The 26,326-nt window shown below is 63.8% G+C and carries 19 protein-coding genes; 16 read left to right on the forward strand and 3 right to left on the reverse strand.

The window, feature by feature from the left end; genetic code table 11:
• Window positions 1-7: 7 nt before the first annotated feature.
• Window positions 8-2,218: a DUF3131 domain-containing protein gene (locus tag EU803_RS04875; RefSeq protein ID WP_165352782.1), complete on the reverse strand. Its 2,211-nt coding sequence runs from the start codon at window positions 2,216-2,218 to the stop codon at window positions 8-10.
• Between the two features lie 552 nt (window positions 2,219-2,770).
• Here EU803_RS04875 and EU803_RS04880 point away from each other — a divergent pair.
• The gene (locus EU803_RS04880) at window positions 2,771-6,001 is read left to right on the forward strand and encodes a glycosyltransferase (protein ID WP_165352783.1); all 3,231 of its coding nucleotides are present in this window, start codon (window positions 2,771-2,773) and stop codon (window positions 5,999-6,001) included.
• The gene (locus tag EU803_RS04885) at window positions 5,998-7,932 is read left to right on the forward strand and encodes an acyltransferase family protein (protein WP_129680384.1); all 1,935 of its coding nucleotides are present in this window, start codon (window positions 5,998-6,000) and stop codon (window positions 7,930-7,932) included. The genes EU803_RS04880 and EU803_RS04885 overlap by 4 nt, the downstream gene beginning before the upstream one ends.
• 344 nt (window positions 7,933-8,276) lie before the next feature.
• Here the strand turns inward: EU803_RS04885 and EU803_RS04890 are convergent, their stop codons facing one another.
• Window positions 8,277-8,492, reverse strand: a complete 216-nt coding sequence (locus tag EU803_RS04890; RefSeq protein ID WP_129680386.1) for a DUF1127 domain-containing protein — start codon at window positions 8,490-8,492, stop codon at window positions 8,277-8,279.
• A gap of 314 nt (window positions 8,493-8,806) precedes the next feature.
• On the opposite strand from EU803_RS04890, the gene EU803_RS04895 reads away from it, so the two are divergent.
• The 12 genes from EU803_RS04895 to EU803_RS04950 all read left to right on the forward strand — a co-directional run bounded on the left by EU803_RS04895 (window position 8,807) and on the right by EU803_RS04950 (window position 22,300).
• Entirely contained in the window at window positions 8,807-9,895 is a 1,089-nt protein-coding gene (locus tag EU803_RS04895; RefSeq protein ID WP_129680388.1) for an Mrp/NBP35 family ATP-binding protein, read from the forward strand.
• Window positions 9,892-10,380, forward strand: a complete 489-nt coding sequence (locus EU803_RS04900) for an N-acetyltransferase (protein WP_129680390.1) — start codon at window positions 9,892-9,894, stop codon at window positions 10,378-10,380. Before EU803_RS04895 ends, EU803_RS04900 begins: the two co-directional genes overlap by 4 nt.
• 681 nt (window positions 10,381-11,061) lie before the next feature.
• Complete coding sequence (locus EU803_RS18785; protein ID WP_242494283.1) at window positions 11,062-11,502, forward strand: cell division/cell wall cluster transcriptional repressor MraZ; 441 nt, start codon at window positions 11,062-11,064, stop codon at window positions 11,500-11,502.
• Between the two features lie 3 nt (window positions 11,503-11,505).
• Window positions 11,506-12,486, forward strand: a complete 981-nt coding sequence (gene rsmH / locus EU803_RS04910; protein ID WP_129680394.1) for a 16S rRNA (cytosine(1402)-N(4))-methyltransferase RsmH — start codon at window positions 11,506-11,508, stop codon at window positions 12,484-12,486.
• The gene (locus tag EU803_RS04915; protein ID WP_129680396.1) at window positions 12,486-12,842 is read left to right on the forward strand and encodes a cell division protein FtsL; all 357 of its coding nucleotides are present in this window, start codon (window positions 12,486-12,488) and stop codon (window positions 12,840-12,842) included. The genes rsmH and EU803_RS04915 overlap by 1 nt, the downstream gene beginning before the upstream one ends.
• Window positions 12,839-14,623, forward strand: a complete 1,785-nt coding sequence (locus tag EU803_RS04920; RefSeq protein ID WP_129680398.1) for a penicillin-binding protein 2 — start codon at window positions 12,839-12,841, stop codon at window positions 14,621-14,623. The genes EU803_RS04915 and EU803_RS04920 overlap by 4 nt, the downstream gene beginning before the upstream one ends.
• A gap of 21 nt (window positions 14,624-14,644) precedes the next feature.
• Window positions 14,645-16,156: a UDP-N-acetylmuramoyl-L-alanyl-D-glutamate--2,6-diaminopimelate ligase gene (locus EU803_RS04925; RefSeq protein WP_129680400.1), complete on the forward strand. Its 1,512-nt coding sequence runs from the start codon at window positions 14,645-14,647 to the stop codon at window positions 16,154-16,156.
• Window positions 16,153-17,604 carry a UDP-N-acetylmuramoyl-tripeptide--D-alanyl-D-alanine ligase gene (gene murF / locus EU803_RS04930; RefSeq protein WP_129680402.1) on the forward strand — a complete coding sequence of 484 codons (1,452 nt, stop codon included), beginning with the start codon at window positions 16,153-16,155 and terminating at the stop codon, window positions 17,602-17,604. Before EU803_RS04925 ends, murF begins: the two co-directional genes overlap by 4 nt.
• Before the next feature lie 4 nt (window positions 17,605-17,608).
• A complete protein-coding gene (gene mraY / locus EU803_RS04935; protein WP_129680404.1) occupies window positions 17,609-18,691 on the forward strand; it encodes a phospho-N-acetylmuramoyl-pentapeptide-transferase in 1,083 nt (360 codons plus the stop codon).
• A gap of 70 nt (window positions 18,692-18,761) precedes the next feature.
• Window positions 18,762-19,355, forward strand: coding sequence for a thioredoxin fold domain-containing protein (locus EU803_RS04940; RefSeq protein WP_129680405.1), 594 nt, complete (start codon window positions 18,762-18,764; stop codon window positions 19,353-19,355).
• Window positions 19,356-19,653: 298 nt separating this feature from the next.
• Window positions 19,654-20,832: a type III PLP-dependent enzyme gene (locus EU803_RS04945; RefSeq protein ID WP_129680407.1), complete on the forward strand. Its 1,179-nt coding sequence runs from the start codon at window positions 19,654-19,656 to the stop codon at window positions 20,830-20,832.
• Between the two features lie 187 nt (window positions 20,833-21,019).
• Window positions 21,020-22,300: a DUF3422 domain-containing protein gene (locus EU803_RS04950; protein WP_129680409.1), complete on the forward strand. Its 1,281-nt coding sequence runs from the start codon at window positions 21,020-21,022 to the stop codon at window positions 22,298-22,300.
• Here EU803_RS04950 and EU803_RS04955 read toward each other — a convergent pair.
• A complete protein-coding gene (locus EU803_RS04955) occupies window positions 22,236-23,288 on the reverse strand; it encodes a YeeE/YedE thiosulfate transporter family protein (RefSeq protein ID WP_129680411.1) in 1,053 nt (350 codons plus the stop codon). The two genes, EU803_RS04950 and EU803_RS04955, sit on opposite strands and share 65 nt — an antisense overlap.
• A 270-nt stretch (window positions 23,289-23,558) precedes the next feature.
• Between EU803_RS04955 and EU803_RS04960 the strand changes: the two genes are divergently transcribed.
• Together EU803_RS04960 and EU803_RS04965 are read left to right on the forward strand one after the other, a co-directional pair.
• The gene (locus EU803_RS04960) at window positions 23,559-24,905 is read left to right on the forward strand and encodes an FAD-binding oxidoreductase (RefSeq protein ID WP_129680413.1); all 1,347 of its coding nucleotides are present in this window, start codon (window positions 23,559-23,561) and stop codon (window positions 24,903-24,905) included.
• 250 nt (window positions 24,906-25,155) lie between these two features.
• A complete protein-coding gene (locus tag EU803_RS04965) occupies window positions 25,156-26,319 on the forward strand; it encodes a M20 aminoacylase family protein (RefSeq protein WP_129680415.1) in 1,164 nt (387 codons plus the stop codon).
• Window positions 26,320-26,326 lie beyond the last annotated feature (7 nt).

Below are 26,326 nucleotides of genomic sequence, written 5' to 3' on the forward strand. Positions count from 1 at the left end.
TGTCCGGTCAGGTCAGCATCCTGGCGATGGCCGTCAGGATGATGCCGTTTGTGTTTACGTCACTATAGTTGCGCATGGCCTCTTGGCTGTGCGCATAGACGCCTGCCGAAAATCCCAGCCCCGCAATCCGGGTCTTTTCGCGGATTAGGCCCAGCATCCGCCCCACATGCGGATGATCGACCGTCGCCGCCCATAGAAAGGCCGATTTGGTACTGATGACCTCGGCGGAGTCGCGGAACTCGGCGCTGGCAAAACGGCGGTCACCCTCGATGAACTCGACAACCCAGTCCTCCCCCTCGGGCCGGTCGAACCGCAGCCCCTGATAGGAAAACCAAGGCGCGAAATCCAAGAGCGTTTCCGAAGCGCATTTGATTTCCCCGGTGCGTTCGAACCAGCGCAACTGGGCGTCGAACAGAACCTCGGACAAGTAGTCGGTCGGGGCATCAGGCCCCAGTTCGATCCGGTGCAGCAGACCCGGTTCGGTTCCGAAATGGCCGATCTTCGCGGCGTCATACAGCAGCCGTATCCGCCTGTCGGTTTCGGTCTCTTCCGCAGGCTGCGCAAAGGGACTGTCCATGCCGATCCCAATTGTCCCGTAGCCGACGCGGGAATACTGCGAACAATGCGATTGGAACCGGTCGATCCAGCGGCCGTTCGTCAGGTTATAGGGGTGGCCGTCGCGGACGGTTTCCCCAAGATCCCAGCCCGGCAGCAGATCGCGCAGCTCTGGCCGGGTCATGATCCCCGCCGAAACGATGGCATTTGCCGCGATCAGGAACCGTCCGGTATCGCAGGCATCAAAATCGCGGTTGTTGGCGCGTGCCGTCGCGGTGTTCAGCCGGGCAGGGGGAAGGTGCACCTCTTCGGCGGTGATGGTCGGCAGATTGGCCAGCAGAAGGTCCAGGCGATCCCGGGCGTCTTCTGTCGGGATCAGGCCAAGGGCGCGGGCGGAAATGATGCCCTGGATCTGGCTGGCGACGTCCCACATAGTCGCGTCAGGGTTGATCAGCCCGTCCGGACCGCCCCGCACCGTTCCCGCGCAAAGCCCCGTTGTTGGATGGGTGTGACGGTCGATGAAGGCCCATGCAATCCCGGCGTCTTGCATCAGTTCGGCGTGCTCTTCCGCCGCCGGATCAACCCGGGTGATCCCCACGTTCACGCCTCGGGCGCGCGTCGTCCTGAACTTGTCCAGGATCGGCTCCTGCGCCGCGATATGACGGGCCAATTCACCCAGATGAAACAGTTTTGCCCGTCCTTCGCGTCGCATCGACACAAGTCGATGTACCACCGCAGCCCGGTCCAGATAGGTCGAAATCAAAGTATCGGGAACCAAGACCGCCATGTCCGAGACAGGATCGAGCGGCAGCAGCATGTCCAGTGACATCCCGGACGCCCCGTGACCTGCCAGTTGAAACTGCCCGTCAGGGTGCAACCCGAACTGTCCGTCGGCAATTCCGGGCAGCACCAGGCGGGTCGCGGCTGCGGGCATTGCATCGGGGTTGCCGTCCGTGACGACCTGAATGAAACCACCGGCCCCATCCGGCAGAAAGCCGTGTTCGTCCCTGTTGTCCAGACGTTCATAGGGGACATTTGCGGCATCCAGTTGGCCGGCGAAGGCGGCAACGGCAAGGTTCTTGTCCCTGTCCTCGTCCCGGTCTGAAAGGGCTGGCAGGATCAGTCCAATACCGGGCGCGGGCTCGGTTCCGGCCTGTAAAAGAAGGTCGATGGGGCGCACGACGAAGATCTCGCCGGAAAGACTGGCCCGTTGGAGGTCATCCGTAAACGATCCGAAATGCTCTTCGATCTCGTCGCTGGTCAGTGCCGCCAACTGATCGACAGAGTAGGAGATGATAATGTCCTCTGCGCCGATGTCTTCCGGCTTCAGGCTCGTGATCGGGCGCATGCCGGTCATCTGGATCTGTTCGCGGCCGGCGGTATCCAGCAACGAGGTTTCCTCGTCCGGGGCCGATTGAAGGAAGACCCGAAATCCGGCGCCGCGAAAGGCGGCATGATCAAGGGACGGGCCAGCAGAGTCGTCGAGGATCGTGATGACCTGTTTCGCGGCCCGTGACGGCGGGTTGGTGCCATTGCCGGTCAGGATCGCCGCCCTCAGATCGGCGGCGGCGCGCATCTGGAAGTATCGTCTTTCGTCCGACAGGCGCGGCCGTTGTGCCGCGATTTCGATCAGACCGGTTTCGGTTTCAGCAAGCTCCTGCAAGACCCTTCCCACGGGGCTGTCAAATATCTGCCCGTCGCCGAAGGGAAGGGCACAGCAGACTGGCAGTCCCCTTGAAAGGAAGAGATCCACGGCGCTGACGAGGGCCTGTGCCGGCGTGTCTGCCGATATGTCGGTAAGAACCACAACCGCCAGTTGTGACCCCATTTGTGACATCGCTGGTGCCGGGCAAAATATCCCGGAATGAACTGCAAGACCCCCGGCGACGATAAAGCTCCGCCGTGTCAGCATTGGCCTGCTCCTTTAAAGATAATATCTTGTAATCTAGCTCTAATTTGAGTAACAATTCAATCGTTTCATATAGTTAGTTAATTCAGGCTTTGGGGTCGCGTCTACCAGCAGTTCGTGGGGCTGCGTCCTCTTCAAAGTGATGATTACGGGAAGGTTGCGGTGGAGAGGGGAAGCCCCACCAAAGGCCCAATGCTATTTGAGGACAGAAGCGGCATTCGTGTCATTCTGTTGTGGGTCTTTGTCTGCGCTTTTCTTGTGGGACTCCCCGTCTGGATAGGCGACTTCCTTTACCGAATATACACCATGCCGCCGCTGGAAACCTCGGTGCGGACCGAAGCAGGTCCGGTCCCGGGCGACGATCGCATCTATGATGTCCGTCTGGGTCCGGACGGGACCGCGCGGTGTGACGTCGACCTGACCCCGAACAGAACCGTTCTTGGCTATCTGCCCGCCGAAGACCCACGTGCCATGTCGGCCTATCGCGCCCATTGCGGTGATTTGGATGGCATCGTCATAGAAAGCTACGAGTTCACCGGCCCCGACCTGAGGCTGCGGGCGCTGTCGGACGACCCGTTCTTTGGCGATCCAATGCAACCCGGGACGGATCGGTATCTGGCCGTTGCGCCCGCTGCCGGCCTTTCGGCGGCGGAGATTTCGACCGCCCTTTCAGATCCGGGCCTCCGCAACAGCGTGACCGGGGCCCTGATGAACGCGGTCGTGGATCGACCGTCGACCGGGGTGTGCCTTGACCTGAGCCAGACGCCAGAGGTCGGGACCGAGGTGTTGGAGGCGCTTGCATCCGACTTGGAACGCTACTTTTCCAGCTTTGGCAAAACCTGCCTGATTGCTGGCCCCGAGGCCGGGTTCTGGGCCTCCCCGATCATCGCGGGCGCTTTCGATCTGACGATCGTGACCGGGTTTCAAAAGACTCAATCCGTTCTTGAACCGCTTGCCCCGACACAATGGTTCGAAGAACGGGTTATTCCAGTGTTCGGGGCGATGGAGCCGTCGCGGCGTGGGGTTGCGCTTGGGGTCTTCGGCTCGATCTGGACCAGCGGCAGCGCGACAAGCAGGACTGTCTCATTCTCCGAAGCGTCTTGGCTTTTGTCGCGGTACGACGGATCGTTGGGTTACAGCAGCCGGCTTGGGACGTCGCAAATCAGCTTTGTCGACGAGACGCGCAGGTCAAACCGGATCTGGCTGCTGGATGCCGTGTCCCTTCACAATCAACTCTCCGAGGCCGGAGACGGCGCGTCCGTGCTCGTCTGGCCGCTTGGTTTTGAAGACCCTTCGATCTGGCCGGTCCTTCGGGCGCCTTCGCAGAGCCTGGCCGCCCTGGATGCCTTGCGCGGACCAATCGAGATGCGGGACAGGGTGGTTGAGGTCGGGTCCGGCATTGCCGTGACCGGAATTGATGCGGGTGAGACCGGCCAACGGCAGATCGACGTAGATGATGCGGGGCGCGTCGTTGGTCAGCGGTTGGTTCAGGTGCCAAGGCCGGTCACCGTGATGCGCACCACTGCGGGCGCGAGTGGGACGGCGTTGCTGACCTTTGATGGCACCATTGCAGAACCCTACTGGTCAAGTTTGCTGGATATCCTTGACGATAGCCGGATCAGCGCGACGTTCTTTCTGACGGATCAGCAAATGCTGGGCCAGGGCCCGGCGCTGAATGACCTGATCGACCGGGGGCACACCATTGGGTTGATGATCCGGAGCCATGCCGAACCCGGAACCTTCGAGTCAACTGTCGAGGGCGTCTTTAACAACGGCGCACAGCAACTGCTTGGTCACCTATCCGGCGAGCGGACAACGGTCGTCCGGGCATGGCACCGCCCGCTTGGCAGCCCGGCGACGCCGACGCAACTGCACGCCACGATCCAACTGACCGAGCAGGGGTATATCCCGATCGGGTCGGGCGCGACCATTCGCGATATCGACGCTGACCGGGACGAGATGATGGCGCAATTGCGTGACGCCAATCTTTCTGGTCGACCGGCGGTCCTTACCTTCGACCTAACCAGTCCGCAGGCGGCTCTGAGTGTCGCCGCATTGCCGCGCGTCCTGCTTGACCTGCGGCGGGACGGGTTCTCGATCCGGTCTCTTTCTGAGGGAACCAACCTCGCACAGCCGACCCTTGCCCCGTCGCATGGCATTGCCCCCGTCTGGCGCGACAGTGTGACCTACGCCATTCTGGAATTCTGGTATTTCAAACTGACGTTTGTGTTCCTGTGTCTGCTTCTGTTCGCGATCATTCGGTCCCTGATCTACCTTGCGCTGGCCTTCGTGCGCAGACCGCAGCCGCCAATCGACAGGACGTTCTGCCCCGGCGTGACGGTGATCGTGCCCGCCTACAATGAAAGCAAGGTCATCGTTCAAAGCATCCGGTCGATACTGAAGTCGGATTACCCGAATTTCGAGGTGCTGGTCGTCGATGATGGATCGTCCGACGACACGTCCGAAGCCGTGATGAAGGCATTTGGATCGAATCCGAAGGTTCGGTTGATCGCCCAGCGGAATGGCGGCAAATGGCAGGCCGAAAACCGCGCGCTGCATCATGTGCGAACGCCGTTTTTCGTCGGCGTCGATGCCGACACGGTTCTGGATCCCAAGGCCCTGTGGTGGATCGTCCAGCCCTTCAAGGACGAGCGCGTCGGCGCGGTCGCCGGCTTCGTCGAGGTCAGCAATCCGCATAACTTCCTGACATGGTGTCAGGCGCTTGAATACCGGGTCAGTCAAAGCGTGACCCGGCGAAGCTTTGAGGTTTTCAACGGGATATTCGTTGTCCCCGGCGCGATTGGCGGCTGGCGGCTGACCGCAGTCGAGGCGGCGGGGCGGTATTCGGGCGATACGATCACCGAAGATGCGGACCTGACGGTGGCGGTGCACCGGGCAGGTTACAAGGTTCGATTCCAGGAAAATGCCCGCGCCTATACCGAGGCGCCATCCCATGTGAGCGCCTTCCTGAAACAACGGCTGCGCTGGACGCTTGGAATGCTTCAGACCTCGTGGAAGCATCGCCGGACCATTGCAGAGTTTCGGCCAATTGGCGTGATTTCGATCCTTGATGCGATCTGGTTCAGCCTGCTGACCAGCTTCCTGTCGCCACTCGTGGATCTGTTGTTGATCAGTATCCTGATCAAGCTGATCTATCTTGCCGCGACCGGCGGGTCAGACATTATCGGACCTTTGCCGGTGGCGGTGATTGGCAGCTATTTCGTCCTTTTGGCGCTGGATATGGTCAATACGCTCGCGGCCTTCTGGTTCGAAAAGCGCTTTGACTGGCGGCTTCTGCTTCTCACGCCTGTTCTTCGCTTCGGGTATCGCCAGCTGATCTATATTTCGTCGATCCATGCCGTTATTCGCGCCGTGTCGGGGCGTTTGCCGGGGTGGCAGAAACTACAGCGGCGCGCAGCAGAGCTGGGCGTGCCGACCGAACGGGTGTCGATGCCCGAAGCCCTGTTTGCGACACGACGCGGGGCCGGGTTTCTGGCCGGTGCGGCCAAGAAGGATCGAGGTGCGCCTGCCCCATGACCTATCGTTCTGAAATCGACGGTCTGCGCGCCATCGCGGTATTGGCTGTCATTGCCTACCATGCCGACGACCGGATATTGCCCACGGGCTATCTTGGGGTCGACATCTTCTTTGTCATTTCGGGGTTCCTGATCACCGGACTTCTGGTCAATGATCTTCGCAACGGCAACTTCAGCTTTGCCAAGTTCTATGAACGCCGGGCGCGCCGCATCTTGCCGGTTCTCTTCGTCGTGTTGGCCGCAACGGTTCCCTTTGCCTACTGGCTGATGCTGCCCTCGCAACTGGCCGAATTCGGGCAGGGGCTGCTGGCGACGCTGCTGTTTTCTTCCAATATTCTGTTCTGGTCCAACACCGGCTATTTCATGGCCGATGCCGAGTTGAATCCGCTGCTTCACATGTGGAGCCTTGCGGTCGAGGAACAATTTTATCTGATCTTTCCGGTTCTGGTGCTGATCGGGTGGAAACTGCCGCGCAAGATCGGCGTGGCCGGCCTGTTGGCCCTGCTTGTTGCCAGCTTGGCGACCTGCCTCTGGTTGGTGGACGCCAGCCCCTCTGCAAATTTCTACCTTCTCGGGTCGCGCGCCTGGGAATTGCTGGTCGGGGCGGCGGCGGCACTGTTGGTCGGACGTGCGGCAAGGGTGCCCGACCTGGCCGCGCATGGGATCGCGGTCGCCGGGCTGGCGGTGATGGTCTATTCCCTTGTCGGGCTGGATACTTTCGTCTCAACCCCCTCTCTGGCGACGATGCCCTTGGTGTTCGCAACGGCGGCTGTCGTTCTGTTTGCACGGGGGCCGGTCGCGGGGGTGTTGTCCCTTCGTCCGCTCGTTGGCGTCGGGCTCATCAGCTATGGCGCCTATCTGTGGCATGTGCCGGTGCTGGTCTTTGCCCGCCTTTGGGACGCGACACCGGCCAGCCCGGCGCGGCTTGCGGGTCTTGTCGGGCTATCCCTTGCCCTTGCCACGATCACCTACTTCCTTGTCGAACGGCCGTTCCGCAGGCGCGGGGGCGAGGCGGTGGTCTCGCTTGGCCGCTTGCTTGTCGTTCTGCCGGCCGGGGCGGTGGCCCTTGGTGCTGTGGCGGTGGTGATCATGACGGCCCCCTTGCGCGGCGACGACTCGGTGGCCGGGCCTGACCAGATGATCGAAGCCAAGATCGCCACCAATTATGGGCTGCACGAGGATTGCGAATGGGCTTTTACCCTGTCGCCGAACTGCCGCACCTCGGATCATCCCCGCGTTCTTTTGTGGGGGGACAGTTTCGCCATGCATCTTGCCCCGGCGCTGTCCGTCGGGACCGGCTGGGACGGCATGATCCAGCACACGAAATCCGTCTGCGCACCGGTGCCGGGACTGGCCGTCGTTACCGCCGAGTATCCCGAAACCTGGGCCGAGGGCTGCATCGCGTTCAACGAAGAAGTGCTGGCTTGGCTCGAAGATCAGCCTTCAATCCGTTATGTCGTTGCCTCCTCGCCGTTCGGGATGATCCACCACAATCTGTTGCAGAGGTCGGGGGAAATCCTCGACTCGGGCCAGGCCGACGCGGTGCGGCAATCCATGATCGACACCACCCGGCAACTTGAGGCGCAGGGCAAGACGCTTGTCTATGTCTCTCCACCGCCTGTGACGGGCGAGAACCTTGGCCAATGTCTGGCCACGGTTCTGCGCAATGACCAGCCGCATGACACCTGTGATTTCCTGCGCGAAGATGCGCACCCGGCCAATGACACGATATTCGAATTCCTGCGCAGCACGGAACCGGATGTTCGGGTGCTTTATCTGGACCGGCTGATTTGCCCGGATGGGCTGTGTGACACGATGATCGGGACCACATTCATGTTCCGCGATGCCGGACATCTGTCCATCGAAGGATCAACCTATCTGGGGACGGACAAGAACTTCTACGAAGAAGTGCGCCGCGTCGCGGACAGGTAGCAGCGGGCAAAACCCGGCACCCATCAGGCCCTGAAATGGAAAACGGCGGTATCCCGGGAGGAGGGGGATACCGCCGTCTCTTTTTGGAGCAGGCACCTCAGGGAGGAGGAGGAAGCGCCTGCCGGTGCGGATCCTGCCGCAGGGAGGAGGAGAGCGGCGTGGATCCTATCTGCCAGGGGCCGCAGGGAGGAGGAGAGCGGCGGCTGGCTGAATTTTCAGGCGATGGGACCAGGGAGGAGGAGAGGCCCCATCGCCGTTGTCACGGCCCGCAACTAGGGAGGAGGAGAAGCGCGGGTCGTTCTGTCAGGGCCGCAGGGAGGAGGAGGCAGCCCCGATTTCTTGGCTCAGGCGCGCTTGGCAGCTTCCAAAGCGACGCTCTTGATCATCGAGCGCGAGATGCCGATATCGGCGAGGTCACGGTCGGTCATCACGGCCAGTTCATTCAGTGTGTCGCGATAGGCGCGGTTCTTGCGGGCGCGTTCGGCCAGTTCAGCGCGCAGACCCGACAGGCGGGCCATCAGCGGGAAACGGGCAGCGCGGAAATCAGTTGCGTATGCCATGTTCATTCTCTCTTTCATCATCTTCTTCGGTTTGGCGCGGCGTGCTGGTTCGGAACCGTTTGCGCTATCGCCGCGTCGTTGAAATCAATTTGGGGCCAATGCTGCGGATGCACAATCCGGCTTTTCATCAATGCTGCCATGCAGCATTTGCATGTCACTCGCGCCCTACGATTGTCTGCGCACAACTATTGGTCAGTCCTGCTAAGTGACCCTGCGTAAAGGTAAATTTTTCGCGAGAATCCGGGGGGCTTGCACTTGACAGGAATCTTCGACAATCCTTTCGGGCACCGCCGCGGACAGAAGGGAACGCAGCCATGACCGTATCGAAAGAGCAGATCACAGCCGCGCTGAGCAAGGTCGGTTTGCCGGATGGGGGCGATCTGATCAGCCGCGACATGATCCGCGCCCTGACGGTAGATGGCGGCACCGTGCGCTTTGTGATCGAGGCGCCCACACCCGAAGCGGCGCGCGGCATGGCCGCTGTTCAGCAGGCCGCAGAGGCCGCTGCGCGTGCTGTGCCGGGCGTTGATACGGTATCGGCCGTGCTGACCGCCCACGGTCCGGCCGCGCCCAAAGCCCCGCCACCGGGAGAGCCGCCCAGCCTGAAGATCGGCGGTCACCCGACCCCGCAACAGGGCGGTCCGGCGCGGGTGGTGGGCGTGAAACACATCATCGCCATCGGATCGGGCAAGGGCGGCGTGGGGAAATCCACCGTCTCGTCCAACCTTGCAGTCGCGCTGGCCCGTCAGGGCCGCAAGGTGGGCCTGCTGGACGCGGATATATATGGCCCGTCCCAACCGCGCATGATGGGCGTGTCCAAGCGCCCGGCCTCGCCCGATGGCAAGACGATCATCCCGTTGCAGGCGCATGGTGTCACCATGATGTCCATCGGCCTGATGGTGGACCCGGACAAGGCCGTGGTCTGGCGTGGCCCGATGCTGATGGGGGCACTGCAACAGATGCTGGGGCAGGTCGCCTGGGGAGAGCTGGACGTTCTTCTGATCGACCTGCCGCCGGGCACCGGCGATGTGCAGCTGACGCTCTGTCAGCGCACCGCGCTGACTGGGGCAATCGTCGTGTCGACCCCGCAGGATGTGGCGCTTTTGGATGCGCGCAAGGCGATCGACATGTTCCAGACCCTGAAGACCCCGATCCTTGGGCTGATCGAGAATATGTCCACCTATGTCTGCCCCAATTGCGGGCATGAGGCGCATTTGTTTGGTCATGGCGGCGTCGGGGCCGAGGCCGACAAGATGGGCGTCCCGCTTTTGGGGGCCTTGCCGATTGATCTGGATACCCGGTTGGCCGGGGACGGTGGCACCCCCATCGCGGCCGGAGACAGCCCGATGGCCGAGGCCTACGCGCAATTGGCCCGTGGCCTTGTTGCCGGGGGCGTGGCGTGACCATTCGCCCGGCCCGGCCTGCGGATTGGCCGCAGATCTGGCCGATTCTGCGCGACACGTTTCGGGCAGGCGAAACCTATGCCATTGACCCGGAGATTACGGAACAGGCGGCGCGGACCTATTGGATGGACAGCCCCGCGGCCTGTCATGTCGTTGAAGAGGCCGGTCAGGTGCTGGGCACCTATTACATCCGCACCAATCAGGCGGGTGGCGGGGCGCATGTGTGCAACTGCGGCTATATGACGGCACCTGCGGCGCAGGGCAGGGGGCTGGCACGGGCCATGTGCGAGGCCTCGCAAGATCAGGCGCGGGCACTGGACTACAAGGCCATGCAATTCAACTTTGTCCTGTCGACCAACATCGTGGCCGTCGGTCTGTGGCAGCGTCTGGGGTTCGAGGTTGTGGGGCAACTACCGCGCGCCTTCGATCACCCCTCCAAGGGGCTGATCGACGCGCTTGTCATGTACAAGTGGCTGGCGGACTAGTCCAACTACCCAATCAATAACGTCGTGGCGCGAGCAGGTTCCGGGATTTTCTGGAATCTGCCGGGTCTTATGCGCGAATCAAGGGCGGAACAGGTGCTGGGAACCCATGGAATCATGGGGTATCGGGCCATATTTTGCGATGCCGCATGAGAATTTTACGATTTTCCGGGAAATCATGGGAATATCCCCGTGGCTCACGTCGTTACTATATATTGTGCCCCTCCCCGCCGTGACATCCATAGGTCGTATGCGTTTGCACTGATTTCACACAAGATGCTGTTTTTCACCCGTCTTCCGGACAAGGTATTGTGCCTGAGTGGCGCAAAAAACAGTTGATTACCATGAATTCCCATGGCATCCCTTGGTCATCGAAAGGCAGACGGGCACATCGAACAAGGGGCAAAAGAACCCCACCGGCAAAATCGCAGGTTTCATACAGGCACCCGCTTCCTTCGAACAAAGAGATCCGGCGCGCGAGCGAGCAGACATCCCCCCAGGTGGCGCGCGCAGTCGGACATCCCGAAAGGGACGAGGGCGGCGGATCGGACAGTGGCAGCAGTCCGATCCGCCGTTTCCTTTCCGGGGTCAGGTTTAACGGGGGCAGGGCAAGGAAAGGGCCGCGGGACAGTGGTTCTGAGTTTCACAGGCGAATACGTCCAGAAAGTGGACGGGAAAGGTCGGATGTCCATTCCGGCCGATTTTCGCCGTGTGCTTGAATCCGGCGATCCCGCCTGGACCGAGGGGCTGACGCCCGCGCTTTACCTGCTGTACGGCGATCACCTGAAAGAACAGCTGCACGTCTACACCGTCGAGGAATTCAACGCCCTGGCTGGCCGCATCAAGGCGATGCCGCTGGGCGACCCGAACCGCAAGCGCCTGTCGCGCCTGTTCCTTGGTCAGTCGATCAAGCTGGACGTGGACAAGGACGGCCGCGTGGTCATGCCGATCCGCCAGCGGCAGAAACTCGGCCTGACCGAGGGCGAGGTCTATTTCTCGGGCGTTGGCGACCATTTCGAGATCTGGAAGGCCGAGACCTTCGGCGCCACGGTCGGCGAGGAATTGTCTGACTGGCTGGCCGAACAGCCAGACGACTTCGATCCATTGTCCTTGTTGGGAGGATAGGGGATGGAACGCGCTGCCACGCCTGACCAATCCGCCCACATCCCCGTTCTGCTTCGGCCGCTGATCAAGGCGGTCGCGCCGGTGGCTGGCGTCTGGCTGGACGGGACGTTCGGGGCCGGGGGCTATACCCGCGCCCTGCTGGCCGCCGGGGCCGACAAGGTGATCGGCGTGGACCGCGACCCGCTGGCCTTTGAAATGGCCGCGCCCTGGGTCGGGGACTACGGCGACCGGCTGGAACTGGTCGAAGGCACGTTTTCCCGGCTCGATGACTACGGCACGGACCTTGACGGCGTTGTGCTGGACCTTGGCGTGTCGTCGATGCAGCTGGATCTTGCGGAACGTGGATTTTCCTTCATGAAGGATGGCCCGCTGGACATGCGAATGAGCCAGTCCGGCCCCAGCGCCGCTGATCTGTGCAACTCGGCGGACGAGACGGAACTGGCTGATATCATTTATCTTTACGGGGAGGAGCGGGCCAGCCGCCGGATCGCCAAGGCGATCGTCAAGGCGCGTCCGCTGACCACCACCCTGCAACTGGCCGAGGTCGTGCAATCCTGCCTGCCGCGCCAGAAGCCGGGCCAAAGCCACCCCGCAACCCGGACGTTTCAGGCGCTGCGGATCGCGGTAAATGACGAATACGGCGAACTTTACATGGGGCTGACCGCCGCCGAGCGGGCGTTGAAGCCCGGCGGCCTGCTGGCGGTCGTGACTTTTCATTCGGTCGAGGACCGGATGGTCAAACGCTTCATGCAGGCCCGGGCGGGCAGCACCGGCAACGCCAACCGCTATGCCCCGCAGCTTGAACAGGACAAACCCGCCTTCGAAATCCTGACCCGCAAGGCCGTTGGCCCGGACGATCAGGAACTGGCGGAAAACCCGCGGTCGCGGTCGGCAAAGCTGCGGGTGGCGCGGCGCACGGATGCGCCTGCGGGAACGGTGGACCGGGCGGCGCTGGGAATGCCGCTGTTGAAGGGGGAAAGGTGATGCGGGGGCTGCTGTACGTCTTCTCTGCACTGATCGTCATGGCCCTTGGCTATTGGGCCTATCACGAAAACTATACCACGCAGACCTCGATCCGCGAGGTGCGCAGCCTGCACCGCGAGATCGGCGAGGCGCATGAGAAACTGGGCGTTCTGCGCGCCGAATGGGCCTATCTGAACCGGCCCGACCGGCTGCGTGATCTGGCGGAACTGAATTTTGACCGGCTGGGATTGCTGCCGCTGATGCCTGACGGTTTTGGCCGCGTGGATCAGGTCACCTTCCCGCCTGAACCGCTGTTTCCGGTCGTCAACCCGATTGAGGTTTCCAGCGATGCCCGCGCCGGGGAGGAGCCGCTATGATCCGCACACCGCTTCGCCCGCTTGCCCGCATTCTGCGTGCCCGCGCCAATGGCGAAAACCCGTCCGAGATCGAGGCAGAGAACCGCCGCCAGCGGCATGAGCAAATGCGCGACCGCGCCCGCAACCGCGCCGAAAGCCGGCTTCTGGTGCTGGGCCTGTGCTTTTTCGCGGCCTTTGGGGCCATTGGCCTGCGCATGGGGGCGATTGCCGCCACTGAGCCGGAAGAGCCGCGCACCGCGGCCGTCGGCAACCCGATCATCGGTCAGCGGGCCGATATTCTGGACCGCAATGGCCGCATCCTTGCGACGAACTTCGACACGCACGCGCTTTATGCGCAACCGCCGCAGATGATCGACCCGCGCGGCGCCGCCGATGGGCTGGCGGCGATCTTCCCGGAATTGGACGCGGACGAACTTTACGAAGATTTCACCGGGACGCGGAAATTCCTGTGGATCCGGCGCCAGATCAGCCCCGAACAGATGCAGGCGGTCCATGATATCGGCGACCCCGGCCTTCTGTTCGGCCCGCGCGAGATGCGCCTTTACCCCAACGGGTCCATCGCCGCGCATATCCTTGGCGGCGCGGGCTATGGCCGCGAAGGCGTGGATTCGGCCGAGGTGATTGGCGTCGCCGGGGTGGAACGCCAATTCGACGACTACCTGCGCGACCCTGCGAATGAAGGCGAGCCGCTGGAACTGTCCATCGACCTGACCATTCAGGCGGCGCTGGAGCGGGTGCTTCAGGGCGGCATGATGCTGATGAACGCCAAGGGCGCCTCGGCGGTGCTGATGGATGTGCACACGGGCGAGATCATCGCCATGGCCAGCCTGCCGGATTTCGATCCGAACAACCGGCCCCGCCCCCTGACCGAAGGCGACCAATCCGACAGCCCGCTGTTCAATCGCAACGTTCAGGGGCTGTATGAACTTGGGTCGACCTTCAAGATCTTCACCGTTGCGCAGTCGATGGAACTGGGGCTGACCAACCCATCGACCATGATCGACACGACCATGCCCCTGAGGGTCGGCGGCTTTCCGATTAACGATTTCCACTACTATGGGCCGCAACTGTCGGTAACGGATGTGATCGTGAAATCCTCGAACGTCGGGACCGCCCGGATCGCGATGGAAATCGGGGCGGAGCGGCAGCAGGACTTCCTGCGCGACCTTGGCCTGATGGACCCGACCACGGTCGAGATGGTCGAGGCATCGACAGGCCGCCCGATCTACCCGCAGACCTGGCGCGAGGTGAATACGGTTACGATTTCCTATGGGCATGGGCTGTCCACCTCTCCGCTGCACCTTGCGTCGGCCTATGCGACCATCGCCAACGGCGGCACCCGCGTGGCGCCAACCCTTCTGGTGCAGGACGGTCCACAACGAGGCGAACGGGTCATATCGCCCGAGGTCGCCGACGCCGCCGTCGACATGCTGCGGCAGGTGGTGGTGCGCGGCACCGCGTCTTTCGGCGAGGTGGCGGGATACGAAGTGGCGGGCAAGACCGGCACGGCGGAAAAACCCAACCCGCGCGGCGGTGGCTATATGGATGACAAGGTCATCGCGACCTTTGCCAGCCTGTTCCCGGCCAGCAACCCGCAATATGTGCTGGTTGTGTCGCTGGATGAACCGACCGAAACCAGCGGTGATGAACCGCGCCGCACGGCGGGCTGGACCGCGGTTCCCGTCGCGGCAGAGATCATCCGTCGCGTCGCGCCACTTCTTGGGCTGCGGCCACAGATTGAACCTGCCACGGTGACGGGTGTAACACTCACCTCGAACTAGGACCGGCAAGGCGGGGCAGAGATGGCAGGCACGGGCGCGACAGGACAGAAACGATCAACCCTCGGCGCGCTTGGGCTGACGGCGCGCGGTGGGGCAGATGCGATCATCACCGGGATCACCGCCGACAGCCGCGAGGTGCGCGAAGGCACGCTGTTCGCCGCCCTGCCGGGGGTCAAATTCCACGGGGCCGAATTTATTCAATACGCCCTGCCCATGGGGGCGGCGGCGATCCTGACGGATCAAGAGGGCGAGCGTATCGCCGCCGACGTGCTGGAAGGCACGACGGCCGCCATCGTCGTGGCCGAAGACCCGCGTCAGACGCTGGCCCAGACCGCCGCGCTGTGGTTCGGGCGGCAACCGGACGTTGCCGTCGCGGTCACGGGCACGAACGGCAAGACCTCGGTCTCGACCTTTTGCCGGATGATCTGGGAAGAACTTGACCGCAAGGCCGTCAACCTTGGCACCACCGGGGTCGAAGGCTATTGGACCAATCCGCTGAAACACACCACGCCCGACCCGATCACCCTGCACCGGGTCATGGCCGAGGCCGCGCAAGCCGGGGTCACTCATCTGGCGATGGAGGCATCCAGCCACGGGCTGGATCAGCGGCGGCTGGATGGGGTAGTCCTAAAGGCGGCGGGGTTCACGAACTTCACCCAGGATCATCTGGATTATCACAAGACCTTTGACGCCTATTTCAATGCGAAGATGGGCCTGTTTACCCGTGTCCTGCCCGATGACGGGGTGGCGGTGATCAACATCGACGACCCAAAGGGGCCGGAGGTGGCCAATATCGCCGAAGACCGCGATCAGCGCACCATCCTGGTGGGCAGCGACGAGGCCGCCGACCTGCGTCTTCTGGGTCAGCGGTTCGATGCAACCGGGCAGGACCTGCGGTTTTCCTGGGGCAGCAAGGTGTATACCGCCCGACTGAACCTGATCGGCGGGTTTCAGGCGCAGAACGTGCTTTTGGCGGCGGGGCTGGTGATCGGGGCCGGCGAAGACCCGGCGCATGTCTTTGATACCTTGCCGCATCTGACCACCGTGCGGGGCCGGATGGAACTGGCGGCGACGCGGACCAATGGCGCGGCGGTCTATGTGGATTATGCCCATACGCCCGACGCGGTCGAAACCGCGCTCAAGGCGATCCGCCCGCATGTCATGGGCCGGATCGTCGCCATCGTCGGCGCGGGCGGCGACCGTGACGCGGGCAAGCGCCCGCTGATGGGCAAGGCCGCGGCTGAGTTTGCCGATGTGGTGATCGTGACCGACGACAACCCCCGCAGCGAAGACCCGGCCAGCATCCGGGCCGCCGTGATGGAAGGGGCGATTGCCGCCGGGGGCGACCCGACCGAGGTGGGTGACCGGGCCGAGGCGATCCTGCGCGGCGTGGACGCTCTGCAACCGGGTGACGCGCTGCTGATCGCGGGCAAGGGTCATGAAACCGGGCAGATCGTCGGCGATCTGGTTCTGCCCTTTGACGACGCCGAACAGGCCAGCATCGCCGTGGCCGCGCTGGAGGGCCGGATATGACCGCGCTTTGGACCGCAGCCGAGGCCGCAGCCGCAACAGGTGGCCGCACGACCGGGGATTGGGCGGCGACGGGCGTTTCCATCGACACCCGCACGATCCAGCCGGGCGACCTGTTCGTGGCCCTGACCGCGGCGCGGGACGGGCATGACTTCGTGGCCCAAGCGCTGGCCAGGGGCGCGGCGGCGGCCATGGTCACACACCGACCGGCGGATGTGGCCGCGGACGCGCCCCTGCTGATCGTGGACGACGTGCAATCGGCGCTGGAACGGCTGGGGCAGGCGGGCCGTGCCCGCAGCAAGGCCCGCGTCGTGGCGGTGACCGGATCGGTGGGCAAGACCTCGACCAAGGAAATGCTGCGCGAGGTACTGTCACGGCAGGGTCGCACCCATGCCTCTGTCGCCTCCTATAACAACCATTGGGGCGTGCCGCTGACGCTGGCGCGGATGCCGGTCGACACGGATTATGCGGTGATCGAGATCGGGATGAACCATCCCGGCGAAATCGCGCCCCTGTCGCGGATGACCCGGCCCCATGTGGCGATGATCACCACCGTTGCCGCCGCCCATCTGGAGGCCTTTGGCCGGATCGAAGGCATCGCCAGCGAAAAAGCGTCGATCATCGCCGGGCTGGACGAGGACGGCACCGTCGTGGTGCCCGCCGACCTGCCGGAAAATGTCTATGGGGTCATCGACATCGAAACTTATACCGATGGTCCGCGCCGTTGGTTCGGGACCGAGGACGACAACCCCTGGCACCTTCTCGATGTACGGGCCGGGGCGGATTGCACCGTGGTCCGGGCGCATCTGCCCGAGGTCGGGGAACTGGTGTTCAAACTTTCGGTCGCGGGGCGGCATTTTGCGGTCAATGCGCTGGGCGTGCTTGCCGTAGTCGATGCGCTCGGGGCGGACCCGATCCTTGCGGCCCATGATCTTGTCCACTGGCTGCCGCCTGAAGGGCGCGGGACGCGGGAAAAGGTGGTGTTGGACTCGGCGCGGTCCGACGACTGGTTCGACCTGATGGATGACGCCTTCAACGCCAATCCCACGTCGCTGTCCGCCGCGCTTGAGGTGTTGGCCGCCACCACGCCCCGTGACGGGGTCGGGCGGGTGCACAAGGGGCGGCGGATCGCCGTGCTGGGCGATATGCTGGAACTTGGACCGGACGAACTGGCCCTGCACGCGGGCATCGCGGACGACCCGTCGATTCAGGCCGTCGATATTGTCCATTGTTCCGGTCCCCGGATGAAATCCCTGTGGGAGGCGCTGCCCGAAGGCAAGCGCGGCCGCTGGACCGAAACCGCCGAGGACATGGCCGCCCAGTCCCACCGCCTGATCGACGCGGGCGATGTCGTGCTGGTCAAGGGGTCGAAGGGATCAAAGGTTTCCCTTGTCGTTGACGCGCTGCGCAAATTGGGGCAAGGCCGCAGAACTTCCGAAGAAGGGGCTTGAGTATATGCTGTATTGGTTGACCGCGCTGTCCGACGGGGGGGATGTGTTCAACCTCTTCCGCTACATCACCTTCCGGGCCGGGGGGGCGTTCTTTACCGCGCTTCTGTTCGGCTTCGTGTTCGGGCTGCCGCTGATCAACGTGCTGCGGCGCAAGCAGGGCAAGGGTCAGCCGATCCGTGACGATGGCCCCGAAAGCCATTTTTCCAAGGCCGGGACCCCGACCATGGGCGGGCTGCTGATCATCGCGGCCCTGACCACATCAACCCTTCTGTGGGCACGTCTGGACAACGGGTTTGTCTGGCTGGTCATGTTCGTGACCCTCGGTTATGCGCTAATCGGCTTTGCCGACGATTATGCCAAGGTGCGCAAGCAGACGACCGCCGGTGTATCCGGTAAGGTGCGGCTTTTGCTGGGGTTCTTGATTGCGGCTATAGCAGGCTACTGGGCCGCCTGGCTGCATCCGGCGGACCTGACCGGCCAAGTGGCCTTCCCCGTGTTCAAGGAATTCCTGCTGCCGCTGGGGGTCCTGTTCGTCCCCTTTGCGATGATCGTCATCGTGGGCGCGGCGAACGCGGTGAACCTGACCGACGGGCTGGACGGGCTGGCGATCATGCCGGTGATGATCGCGGCGGCGGCCTTCGGGGTTATTGCCTATGCGGTGGGCCGGGTCGACTTTACCGAATATCTGGACGTGCACTACGTCCCCGATACCGGCGAACTGCTGATTTTCTGCGCCGGGCTGATCGGCGGCGGGCTGGGCTTCCTGTGGTATAACGCGCCGCCGGCCGCTGTTTTCATGGGCGACACCGGGTCGCTGGCCCTTGGCGGCGCGCTGGGGGCGATTGCGGTCGCGACCAAGCACGAGATTGTTCTGGCCATCGTCGGCGGGCTGTTCGTGGTCGAGGCGCTGTCGGTCATCATTCAGGTGCTCTACTTCAAGCGGACCGGCAAGCGGGTGTTCCTGATGGCCCCGATCCACCACCACTATGAGAAAAAGGGCTGGGCCGAACCGCAGATCGTGATCCGGTTCTGGATCATCTCGCTGATCCTCGCGATGATCGGGCTGGCCACGCTCAAGGTGCGCTGACCCCCGCGAATACGTGATTTTGGACAGGGCGTCGGCCCATGCTATCTTTCCTGAAAACAGGGAGGAGACCATGGACCGACGCGCCTTTCTTGCCGCAACCGCCTTCGGATTGGCCGCCGCGCAGGCAGGCCGTGCGGAACCGGTCCTTCGGGACGACGGGTTGCATGATCAGCCGTTTTTTCTGGACAGCTTCCTTGAAATGGGACCGGACCTTGAGGACGCCGCCGCGCAGGGCCGTGGCCTGATCGTTCTGTTCGAACAACGTGGCTGCCCCTATTGCCGGGAACTTCACGCGGTGAATTTCGAACGGGCCGAGATCACCGATTATCTGACCGCGCATTTCGATGTTGTGCAGCTTGACCTTTGGGGGTCGCGCGCGGTCGTCGACTTTGACGGGGAAGAGCTGGAAGAGCGCGAGCTTGCCCGCAAGTGGTTCGTCAATTTCACACCGACGCAGGTGATCTTCCCCGCCGCCAACGCCGGGGCCGCCGATCTGCGCGACGCCGAGGCGTTCCGGATGCCCGGATATTTCAAGCCCTTCCATCACTTGTCCGGCCTCGAATACGTGGCGACGGGCGAATACCTTAATCAGCCGTTCCAGCGATATTTGCAGGACAAGTTCGCGGCGCTGGCCGAACAGGGCATCGACCCGGACGTTTGGTGAAATCTGATCAAATCCGTTGAAAAACAACGAGTTTTCGGGGTGATTTGATCAAAACCGACGCAAATTCTGTTGCATGGGAACAACGGCGGGGGTCAGCGACCCCCGCAAAGCGAAATATTCGCGTCTTGCGAAAAATCTTCTCTTGCAACGACTCATGTGATGCCCCAAATGCGCCTCCACAGACGCCAACGCACGCGCCTCTGGCCGGTCATGCAGTCACGCTGACACGTGTTTACGTAGCGACGGTAACGTCTCCTTTTGGAAGTGAGCGGTCATAGATGGCCGGGTCTAGTTGGAGATGAATATGACTGCAATGTTCACCGGGGCCGAAACGGCTCTGCCGGTCGAGTATACCTCTCGCCTTGATGCCTACATCGCGACCGCCGACTTTGATCGCCCGACGCTGGTGATCGATGTGGATCGCGTGGAAACCCAGTATCGCGCCCTGAAGGCTGGCCTTGGCCGTGCCGACATCCACTATGCCGTCAAGGCGAACCCGGCCGGGGCCATCCTGCGCCGTCTGGCCGGGCTTGGCTCGAACTTCGATGCCGCCTCCCGCGCCGAGGTCGAAGCCTGCCTTGAGGCCGGGGCGACCCCGGACCGCATTTCCTTTGGCAACACCATCAAGCGCCCGGCCGATATCGCCTGGGCCGCTGCACAGGGCATCACCCTGTTCGCCGCCGATGCCGAGGAAGAGCTGGAAAAGATCGCGGAAAACGCCCCCGGCGCGCAGGTCTACATCCGCCTGATCGTCGAAGTGTCCGAGGCCGACTGGCCGCTGACCCGCAAATTCGGCTGCGACGCGGACGAGGCGTTGCGCCTGCTGGACGTGGCGAAGTCGCTGGGCCTCTCGCCCATCGGTTTCTCCTTCCACGTCGGCTCGCAGACCCGCAAGGCGACCATGTGGGCCCCGGCGCTGGACGCGCTGGCCCGCACCTGGCACGCCGCCCGCGCCGCTGGCCACGACCTGACCCTTCTTAACATCGGTGGCGGCTTCCCGGCCTTCTACGATGAAGAAGTGGACGCGCCCGAAGCCTATGCCGCCGACGTGATGCGCCTTGTGACCGATCGTTTCGGCGATGTCGCCCGTATCATGGCCGAACCGGGCCGGGGCATGGTGGCCGAGGCCGGGACCATCGTGGCCGAGGTGCTGATGGTGTCGCGCAAATCGACCCGCGACCTGCACCGCTGGGTCTTCCTGTCGATTGGCCGTTTCTCGGGTCTGGCCGAAACCGAGGGCGAGGCGATCCGCTACCGGTTCGAAACTGCCCGTGATGCCGATCCGATGGGCGCCTGCATCATGGCTGGCCCGTCCTGCGACAGCGCCGACGTCCTGTACGAAAAGCGCCCGATGCCGCTGCCCCTGTCGCTGAAGGCCGGCGACCGGGTCCTGATCCGCAACACCGGGGCCTATACCTCGACCTATTCTTCGGTCAATTTCAACGGCTTCCCGCCGCTGGCCGTGGTCTGCATCTGATCTGACCCCTGACTTTGAACCATCTGGCGCCGTCCGCAATCGCGGGCGGCGCTGGTCGTTTCAGGGGGCTCCGCCCTGGCTTTGTATGCAATCGTGTGCCGCTAAGTGTCTTAAAGGAAACGATTTTTCCTGTGGACATATGCGTGTGGGGCGCTAGGGTGCCGCAACGTTACCCCAAGGTCCGACCATGGCTGTGATCACCGAACACCCGCTGCGCTATCAGCTTGCCAATGAACTGCACGCCCGTCCCTTCCCGTCGATGAAGGCACCGGGGCGCGCGGCCTATCTGGCGCTGAAACCCGCCGAACGGGCGGCGGCACGGGACAGGGACGCGGACCGCGCCCATCTGATCGCCCTGCTGGATCGGTTCGGGGCGCAGCACCCGCAGCCCGGCGCGACCCATTACTTCGGCCAGATCGGCAAGCATTTCCTAAAATGGGAAAGCCATACGGAATTCGTGACTTACACGATCCTTGGCGAAGGGGTGGCGGAACGCCCCTTCGACGCCGCAACCTTTGGCCTGTTTCCCGAAGACTGGCTGGCCGCGGCCCCCGGCACCCGGGTCACATCGGCCCTGATCCGGGTCGAGGTGGTCGAGGGCGATGAGGGGATCATCGACAAGGTGTCTGAATGGTTCGTCCCCGAAAGCCTCGCCATCAGCCGGGTGCTGGAAGACGAACTGGTCGTCGCCTCGGACTTCCGGATTGATCCGGTCGGGCATATGCGCTTTGCCATCTTTGCCCGGCCCCAGACCGGCGCCCGCCGCATTGGCCGGGTCCTGCAACGCCTGTGCGAGATCGAGACCTACAAGGCGATGTCGATGCTGGGCCTTGCCAAGGCGCGCGATCTGTCGGGCCGTCTGGGGACGTTGGACCGGCGGCTGACCGATCTGGTCGAAGGGATGCAGGACGACGCGACAAAGCCCGCGGAAACGCTGCACGCGCTTCTTGCGGTCTCGGCCGAACTGGAGAGCGTGGCGGCGCGGGCCTCGTTCCGCTTTGGCGCGACGGGGGCCTATGAAACCATCGTCAACCAGCGGATCGAGATCCTGCGTGAGGATCGGTTTCAGGGCCGCCAGACATTCGCCGAGTTCATGATGCGCCGGTTCGATCCGGCGATGCGCACGGTGAAATCCACGGAATACCGGCTTCAGGCGCTGACGGATCGCGCCGTCCGGGCCAGCGACCTTTTGCGGACGCGGGTGGATGTGGAACGGTCTGCGGAGAACAAGGCGCTGCTGGAAGCGATGAACCAGCGCGCGGAACTGCAACTGCGCCTGCAGCAGACGGTCGAGGGGCTGTCGGTGGTGGCGATCAGCTACTACGCGCTGAACCTGTGCATCTACCTGCTGACCCCCCTTGCCAAGGCAGTGCACCTTGACAAGGGATGGCTGGCGGCAGGGCTTACTCTGCCGGTTGTAGCGGCCGTGTGGTGGATGGTGCGGCAGATCCGGAAGAAACTGCACTGACCGCGCGGGCACCCGCGATGATCGAGGCGAGCGCGAGCAGGGCCGCGATCGACAGGGTCGGCACCCCGGCCAGACCCGCGCCGACGGTGCAACCACCGGCAAGCACGCCGCCCAGCCCCATCAGCGCGCCGCCCAGTACATAGCTGCCGGTTTCCCGCGGCGAGGTGAAGCTTTGCCACTGGAAGTCGCGGAAGATAACCGAGGCGACCAGCGCCCCCGCCAGAACCCCGCCGATCAGCCCGGTGCCAAAGCTGCCCGGGATCGAGGTGGAGGCAACCGTGAAGAACAGGGTTTCCGCCCAGGGCGAGGTGAAGGACAGGCTTTCCAGCGCGATGGGGTCGAAATCGTCATAAAGGACAAAGCCGGTGCCGGCCCAGCCCAGCGGGACAAGCGCCCCGATCAGAAGCCCGCCAAGCGCCAGTTTCCACGACAGGCGCACCCGCACCGCCAGCGCGATGGCGGCCACGGCCACGACGGCGACCCAGATCGCGACAGGGCCGGGCAGGGCAGGGTCCAGCGCGACGGTGACGCTGCCCAGAGTGGTCCGGACCGGGGCCAGAAGCCCCTTGAGCGCGGCATGGGCGGTGATGGCAAAGACGGCGATAACCGTCAGCGCCCGCAGGTTGCCCGAGGCGCCCAGCACGGTCAGCCGCGACACACAGCCCCGCGTCAGCACCATGCCCGCGCCAAACAGAAGACCGCCCACGACAATGGCCACGATCGGAAGATCAGAAGCCATGAACCGGTGCGCCCCGAAATCGACCCAGCCGCGCGAGACGGCCCATTGGGTGCCCACCAAGGCCACGGCAAGCGCGATCAGCCAGACCGCTCCGGCGCTCGCGCGTTCGCCCGGATCGCCCGCGACGGCGCGGCGCAGACAGAACCGGCTGCGCTGTGCCAGCACGCCAAAGGCGAGGCCCAGAAGCCCGCCGAACCAGACCGCCGCCTGCGGCGCGGTCAATGTCTCGAAGCCAAAGGATTCAAACATCTGCATATTCTCCTGTCTGCATGAGGTGGGCCATAGATCGGGCGGCTGAGTCCTGCAAACCGGTGGGGCGGAACGGGGTTGCGGGCTGGGCGCCAATGCGGAACGGGCGTTTCTGGTCGGGAACGGGGGCGGGAAATTGTTCCATGCGCCGGGCGCTGGCCACCGATTCCGGTCCTATTTTCCATGTTTTGCGGCAGGCCTGTGGGCGCTTGACCTTGCCCGCGGGGCGGCACAGGCTCGGCCCTGAAATCCGCAGTGCACAGGCCCGACATGACTCCCTTTCCAATCTCTGAAACCTCGCCCATCGAACATGGCGGCTGCCTGCCGGACAGCGCCGACGTGGTCGTTGTCGGGGGCGGGGTGACCGGCGTGATGACCGCCTATTGGCTGGCCCGCGCGGGGCAGCGGGTGGTTCTGGCGGAAAAGGGGCGGATCGCGGGGGAGCAATCCAGCCGCAACTGGGGCTGGATCCGGCAACAGGGGCGCGACCCGGATGAACTGCCGATCATGGTCGAGGCGAACCGACACTGGCGCGACCTCGCCCCACAGTTGGATACGGATATCGGTCTGAAACAGGGTGGGGTGCTGTATCTGGGCGAAACCGAAAAGGACATGGCCGACTTTGAGGGCTGGATGCCCCACGCGCGGGCCCGTGGGGTGGATACACAGGTTCTGTCGCGGGCGGGGCTGGCCGATCTGCTGCCAGGGGCGCGGGGGGTGTGGCACGGCGGACTTTATACCCCGTCGGACATGCGGGCCGAACCCTGGCTTGCGGTGCCTGCGCTGGCGCGGCTGGCCGCGAAAGAGGGGGCTGTTATCGCCGAAAACTGCGCCGTGCGGGCGATCGACGTGGCAGCGGGCCGGGTCGCGGGCGTGGTGACAGAGGCGGGGCGGATCAAGGCCCCGGCGGTGGTTGTCGCGGGCGGGGCTTGGTCGCGGCTGTTGCTGCAGGCGCATGGGGTGCAGATCCCGCAATTGTCGGTCCGGGCCTCGGTTGCGGCCTCTGATCCGCTGCCGCTGGTGGCGGACTGCGGGGTGGCGGGATCGAAACTGGCCTTCCGGCGGCGGGCGGATGGGGGGTACACCTTTGCGCCCTCGTCGTTTCATGAATTGTTCATCGGGCCGGATGCCTTCCGGTCCTTGCCAAAGTTCGTCACCCAATTGAAGGGCAACCCTTTCGGGACCAGCTACCGCCCCGCCGCGCCGCAGGGATACCCGGATGCCTGGGGGACCCCGCGCCGCTGGGATGCGGACAGATCCAGCCCTTTCGAGGCGATCCGTGTGCTGAACCCGAAACCGAACATGGGCAAGCTGTTCCAGCTTAAGGCCATGTTCGCGCGCATGTATCCCGACCTGCCGCCGGTCCGGTTTCACACCGCATGGGCGGGGATGATCGATACGATGCCGGACGTGGTGCCGGTGATCGACCGGGCCGAAAGCCTGCCCGGCCTGACCATCGCCACGGGGATGAGCGGCCATGGGTTCGGCATCGGACCCGGCGTGGGCCGGGTGGTGGCCGATCTGGTGCAGGGCAATGACCCGGGCCATGTGCTGCACCGGTTCCGACTGTCGCGGTTTTCGGACGGATCAAGGATCGATCTGGGCCCGGCACTTTAGGGGGCGGTGGGTCAAGACCCACCTTACATGAGGGGCTCTGCCCCTCTGGCCCTTCGGGCCATTCACCCCGGAGTATTTGGGGCAAAATGAGAGTTCATGCCTTCTTTGGGTCGACAATAGCCTCTGGGGGCCATGAGTTTATAGGTGGGGGCGAAGCGCCCGCGGGTAAGGTGGGTTTCAACCCACCCTCCCTTGTCGCGGGCCTGGGAATCCGGCAGGCTTTCGGCGACCCCGAACCAAGGACACTCCCATGCCCGTCAAGAACCGCCTCGCCGAGATGCAGGACGAAATCGCCGCCTGGCGCCGTGACATCCACGAACACCCCGAGATCCTGTTCGAGACCCACCGCACCTCTGCCCTTGTCGCCGAAAAGCTGCGGGCCTTCGGCTGCGACGAGGTGGTGACGGGCATCGGCCGGACCGGCGTCGTCGGGGTGATCCGGGGCAAATCCACCGGGTCGGGCAAGGTGATCGGGTTGCGCGCCGATATGGACGCACTGCCGATCGAGGAGGCGACGGGGCTGGACTATGCCTCAAAGACCCCCGGCGCGATGCACGCCTGCGGCCATGATGGCCACACCGCGATGCTGCTTGGGGCGGCGAAATACCTGTCCGAGACCCGCAATTTCGACGGCACGGTCGTTGTCATCTTCCAACCCGCCGAAGAGGGTGGCGGCGGCGGGCGCGAGATGTGCGCGGACGGGATGATGGACCGCTTCGGGGTGCAGGAGGTCTACGGGATGCACAACTGGCCCGGCCGCCCGGTCGGTAGTTTCGCGATCCGCCCCGGCCCGTTCTTTGCCGCGACCGACCAGTTCGAGGTGGTGATCAAGGGCAAGGGCGGCCACGCCGCCAAGCCGCATGAGACCATCGACCCGGTCGTCACCTCGGCGCAGGTGGTGTCGATGCTGCAAACCATCGCCAGCCGCAACGCCGATCCGGTCGAGCAGATCGTGGTCTCCGTCACCTCGATCGAAAGCGACAGCAAGGCCTTCAACGTGATCCCGCAGCAGGTGATGATCCGGGGCACGATCCGGACCCTGACGGTCGAAATGCGGGCGCTGGCGGAAACACGGTTCCATCAGGTGGTCGAACAGGCCTGCGCGGCCATGGGCGCCACGCCCGAAATCACCTATTTCAAGGGCTACCCGCCGATGATCAACCATGACGCCCAGACCGATTTCGCGGCCGAGGTGGCCCGGTCGATCTCGGGCCAATGTGACGAGGCGCCGCTGATCATGGGGGGCGAGGATTTCGCCTATATGCTGGAAGAACGCCCCGGCGCTTATATCCTTGTCGGCAATGGTGACACGGCGATGGTCCATCACCCGGAATACAATTTCAACGACGAAGCGATCCCGGCGGGTTGCAGCTGGTGGGCCGGGATCGTGGAACAGCGGATGCCCGCCGCCTGAATGTTTT

It is taken from the genome of Loktanella sp. IMCC34160 (assembly GCF_004145845.1).
In the GTDB taxonomy this organism is placed as follows: domain Bacteria; phylum Pseudomonadota; class Alphaproteobacteria; order Rhodobacterales; family Rhodobacteraceae; genus SELP01.

Coding starts and splice junctions, on each gene's coding strand:
- EU803_RS04925 (WP_129680400.1), top strand. CDS start 14,645: ATGGCAGGCACGGGCGCGACAGGACAGAAACGATCAACCCTCGGCGCG.
- mraY (WP_129680404.1), top strand. CDS start 17,609: ATGCTGTATTGGTTGACCGCGCTGTCCGACGGGGGGGATGTGTTCAAC.
- EU803_RS04920 (WP_129680398.1), top strand. CDS start 12,839: ATGATCCGCACACCGCTTCGCCCGCTTGCCCGCATTCTGCGTGCCCGC.
- EU803_RS18785 (WP_242494283.1), top strand. CDS start 11,062: ATGTCCATTCCGGCCGATTTTCGCCGTGTGCTTGAATCCGGCGATCCC.
- EU803_RS04965 (WP_129680415.1), top strand. CDS start 25,156: ATGCCCGTCAAGAACCGCCTCGCCGAGATGCAGGACGAAATCGCCGCC.
- EU803_RS04945 (WP_129680407.1), top strand. CDS start 19,654: ATGAATATGACTGCAATGTTCACCGGGGCCGAAACGGCTCTGCCGGTC.
- EU803_RS04950 (WP_129680409.1), top strand. CDS start 21,020: ATGGCTGTGATCACCGAACACCCGCTGCGCTATCAGCTTGCCAATGAA.
- EU803_RS04955 (WP_129680411.1), bottom strand. CDS start 23,288: ATGTTTGAATCCTTTGGCTTCGAGACATTGACCGCGCCGCAGGCGGCG.
- EU803_RS04895 (WP_129680388.1), top strand. CDS start 8,807: ATGACCGTATCGAAAGAGCAGATCACAGCCGCGCTGAGCAAGGTCGGT.
- EU803_RS04940 (WP_129680405.1), top strand. CDS start 18,762: ATGGACCGACGCGCCTTTCTTGCCGCAACCGCCTTCGGATTGGCCGCC.
- EU803_RS04890 (WP_129680386.1), bottom strand. CDS start 8,492: ATGGCATACGCAACTGATTTCCGCGCTGCCCGTTTCCCGCTGATGGCC.
- murF (WP_129680402.1), top strand. CDS start 16,153: ATGACCGCGCTTTGGACCGCAGCCGAGGCCGCAGCCGCAACAGGTGGC.
- EU803_RS04880 (WP_165352783.1), top strand. CDS start 2,771: ATGCCGCCGCTGGAAACCTCGGTGCGGACCGAAGCAGGTCCGGTCCCG.
- EU803_RS04885 (WP_129680384.1), top strand. CDS start 5,998: ATGACCTATCGTTCTGAAATCGACGGTCTGCGCGCCATCGCGGTATTG.
- EU803_RS04960 (WP_129680413.1), top strand. CDS start 23,559: ATGACTCCCTTTCCAATCTCTGAAACCTCGCCCATCGAACATGGCGGC.
- EU803_RS04915 (WP_129680396.1), top strand. CDS start 12,486: ATGCGGGGGCTGCTGTACGTCTTCTCTGCACTGATCGTCATGGCCCTT.
- rsmH (WP_129680394.1), top strand. CDS start 11,506: ATGGAACGCGCTGCCACGCCTGACCAATCCGCCCACATCCCCGTTCTG.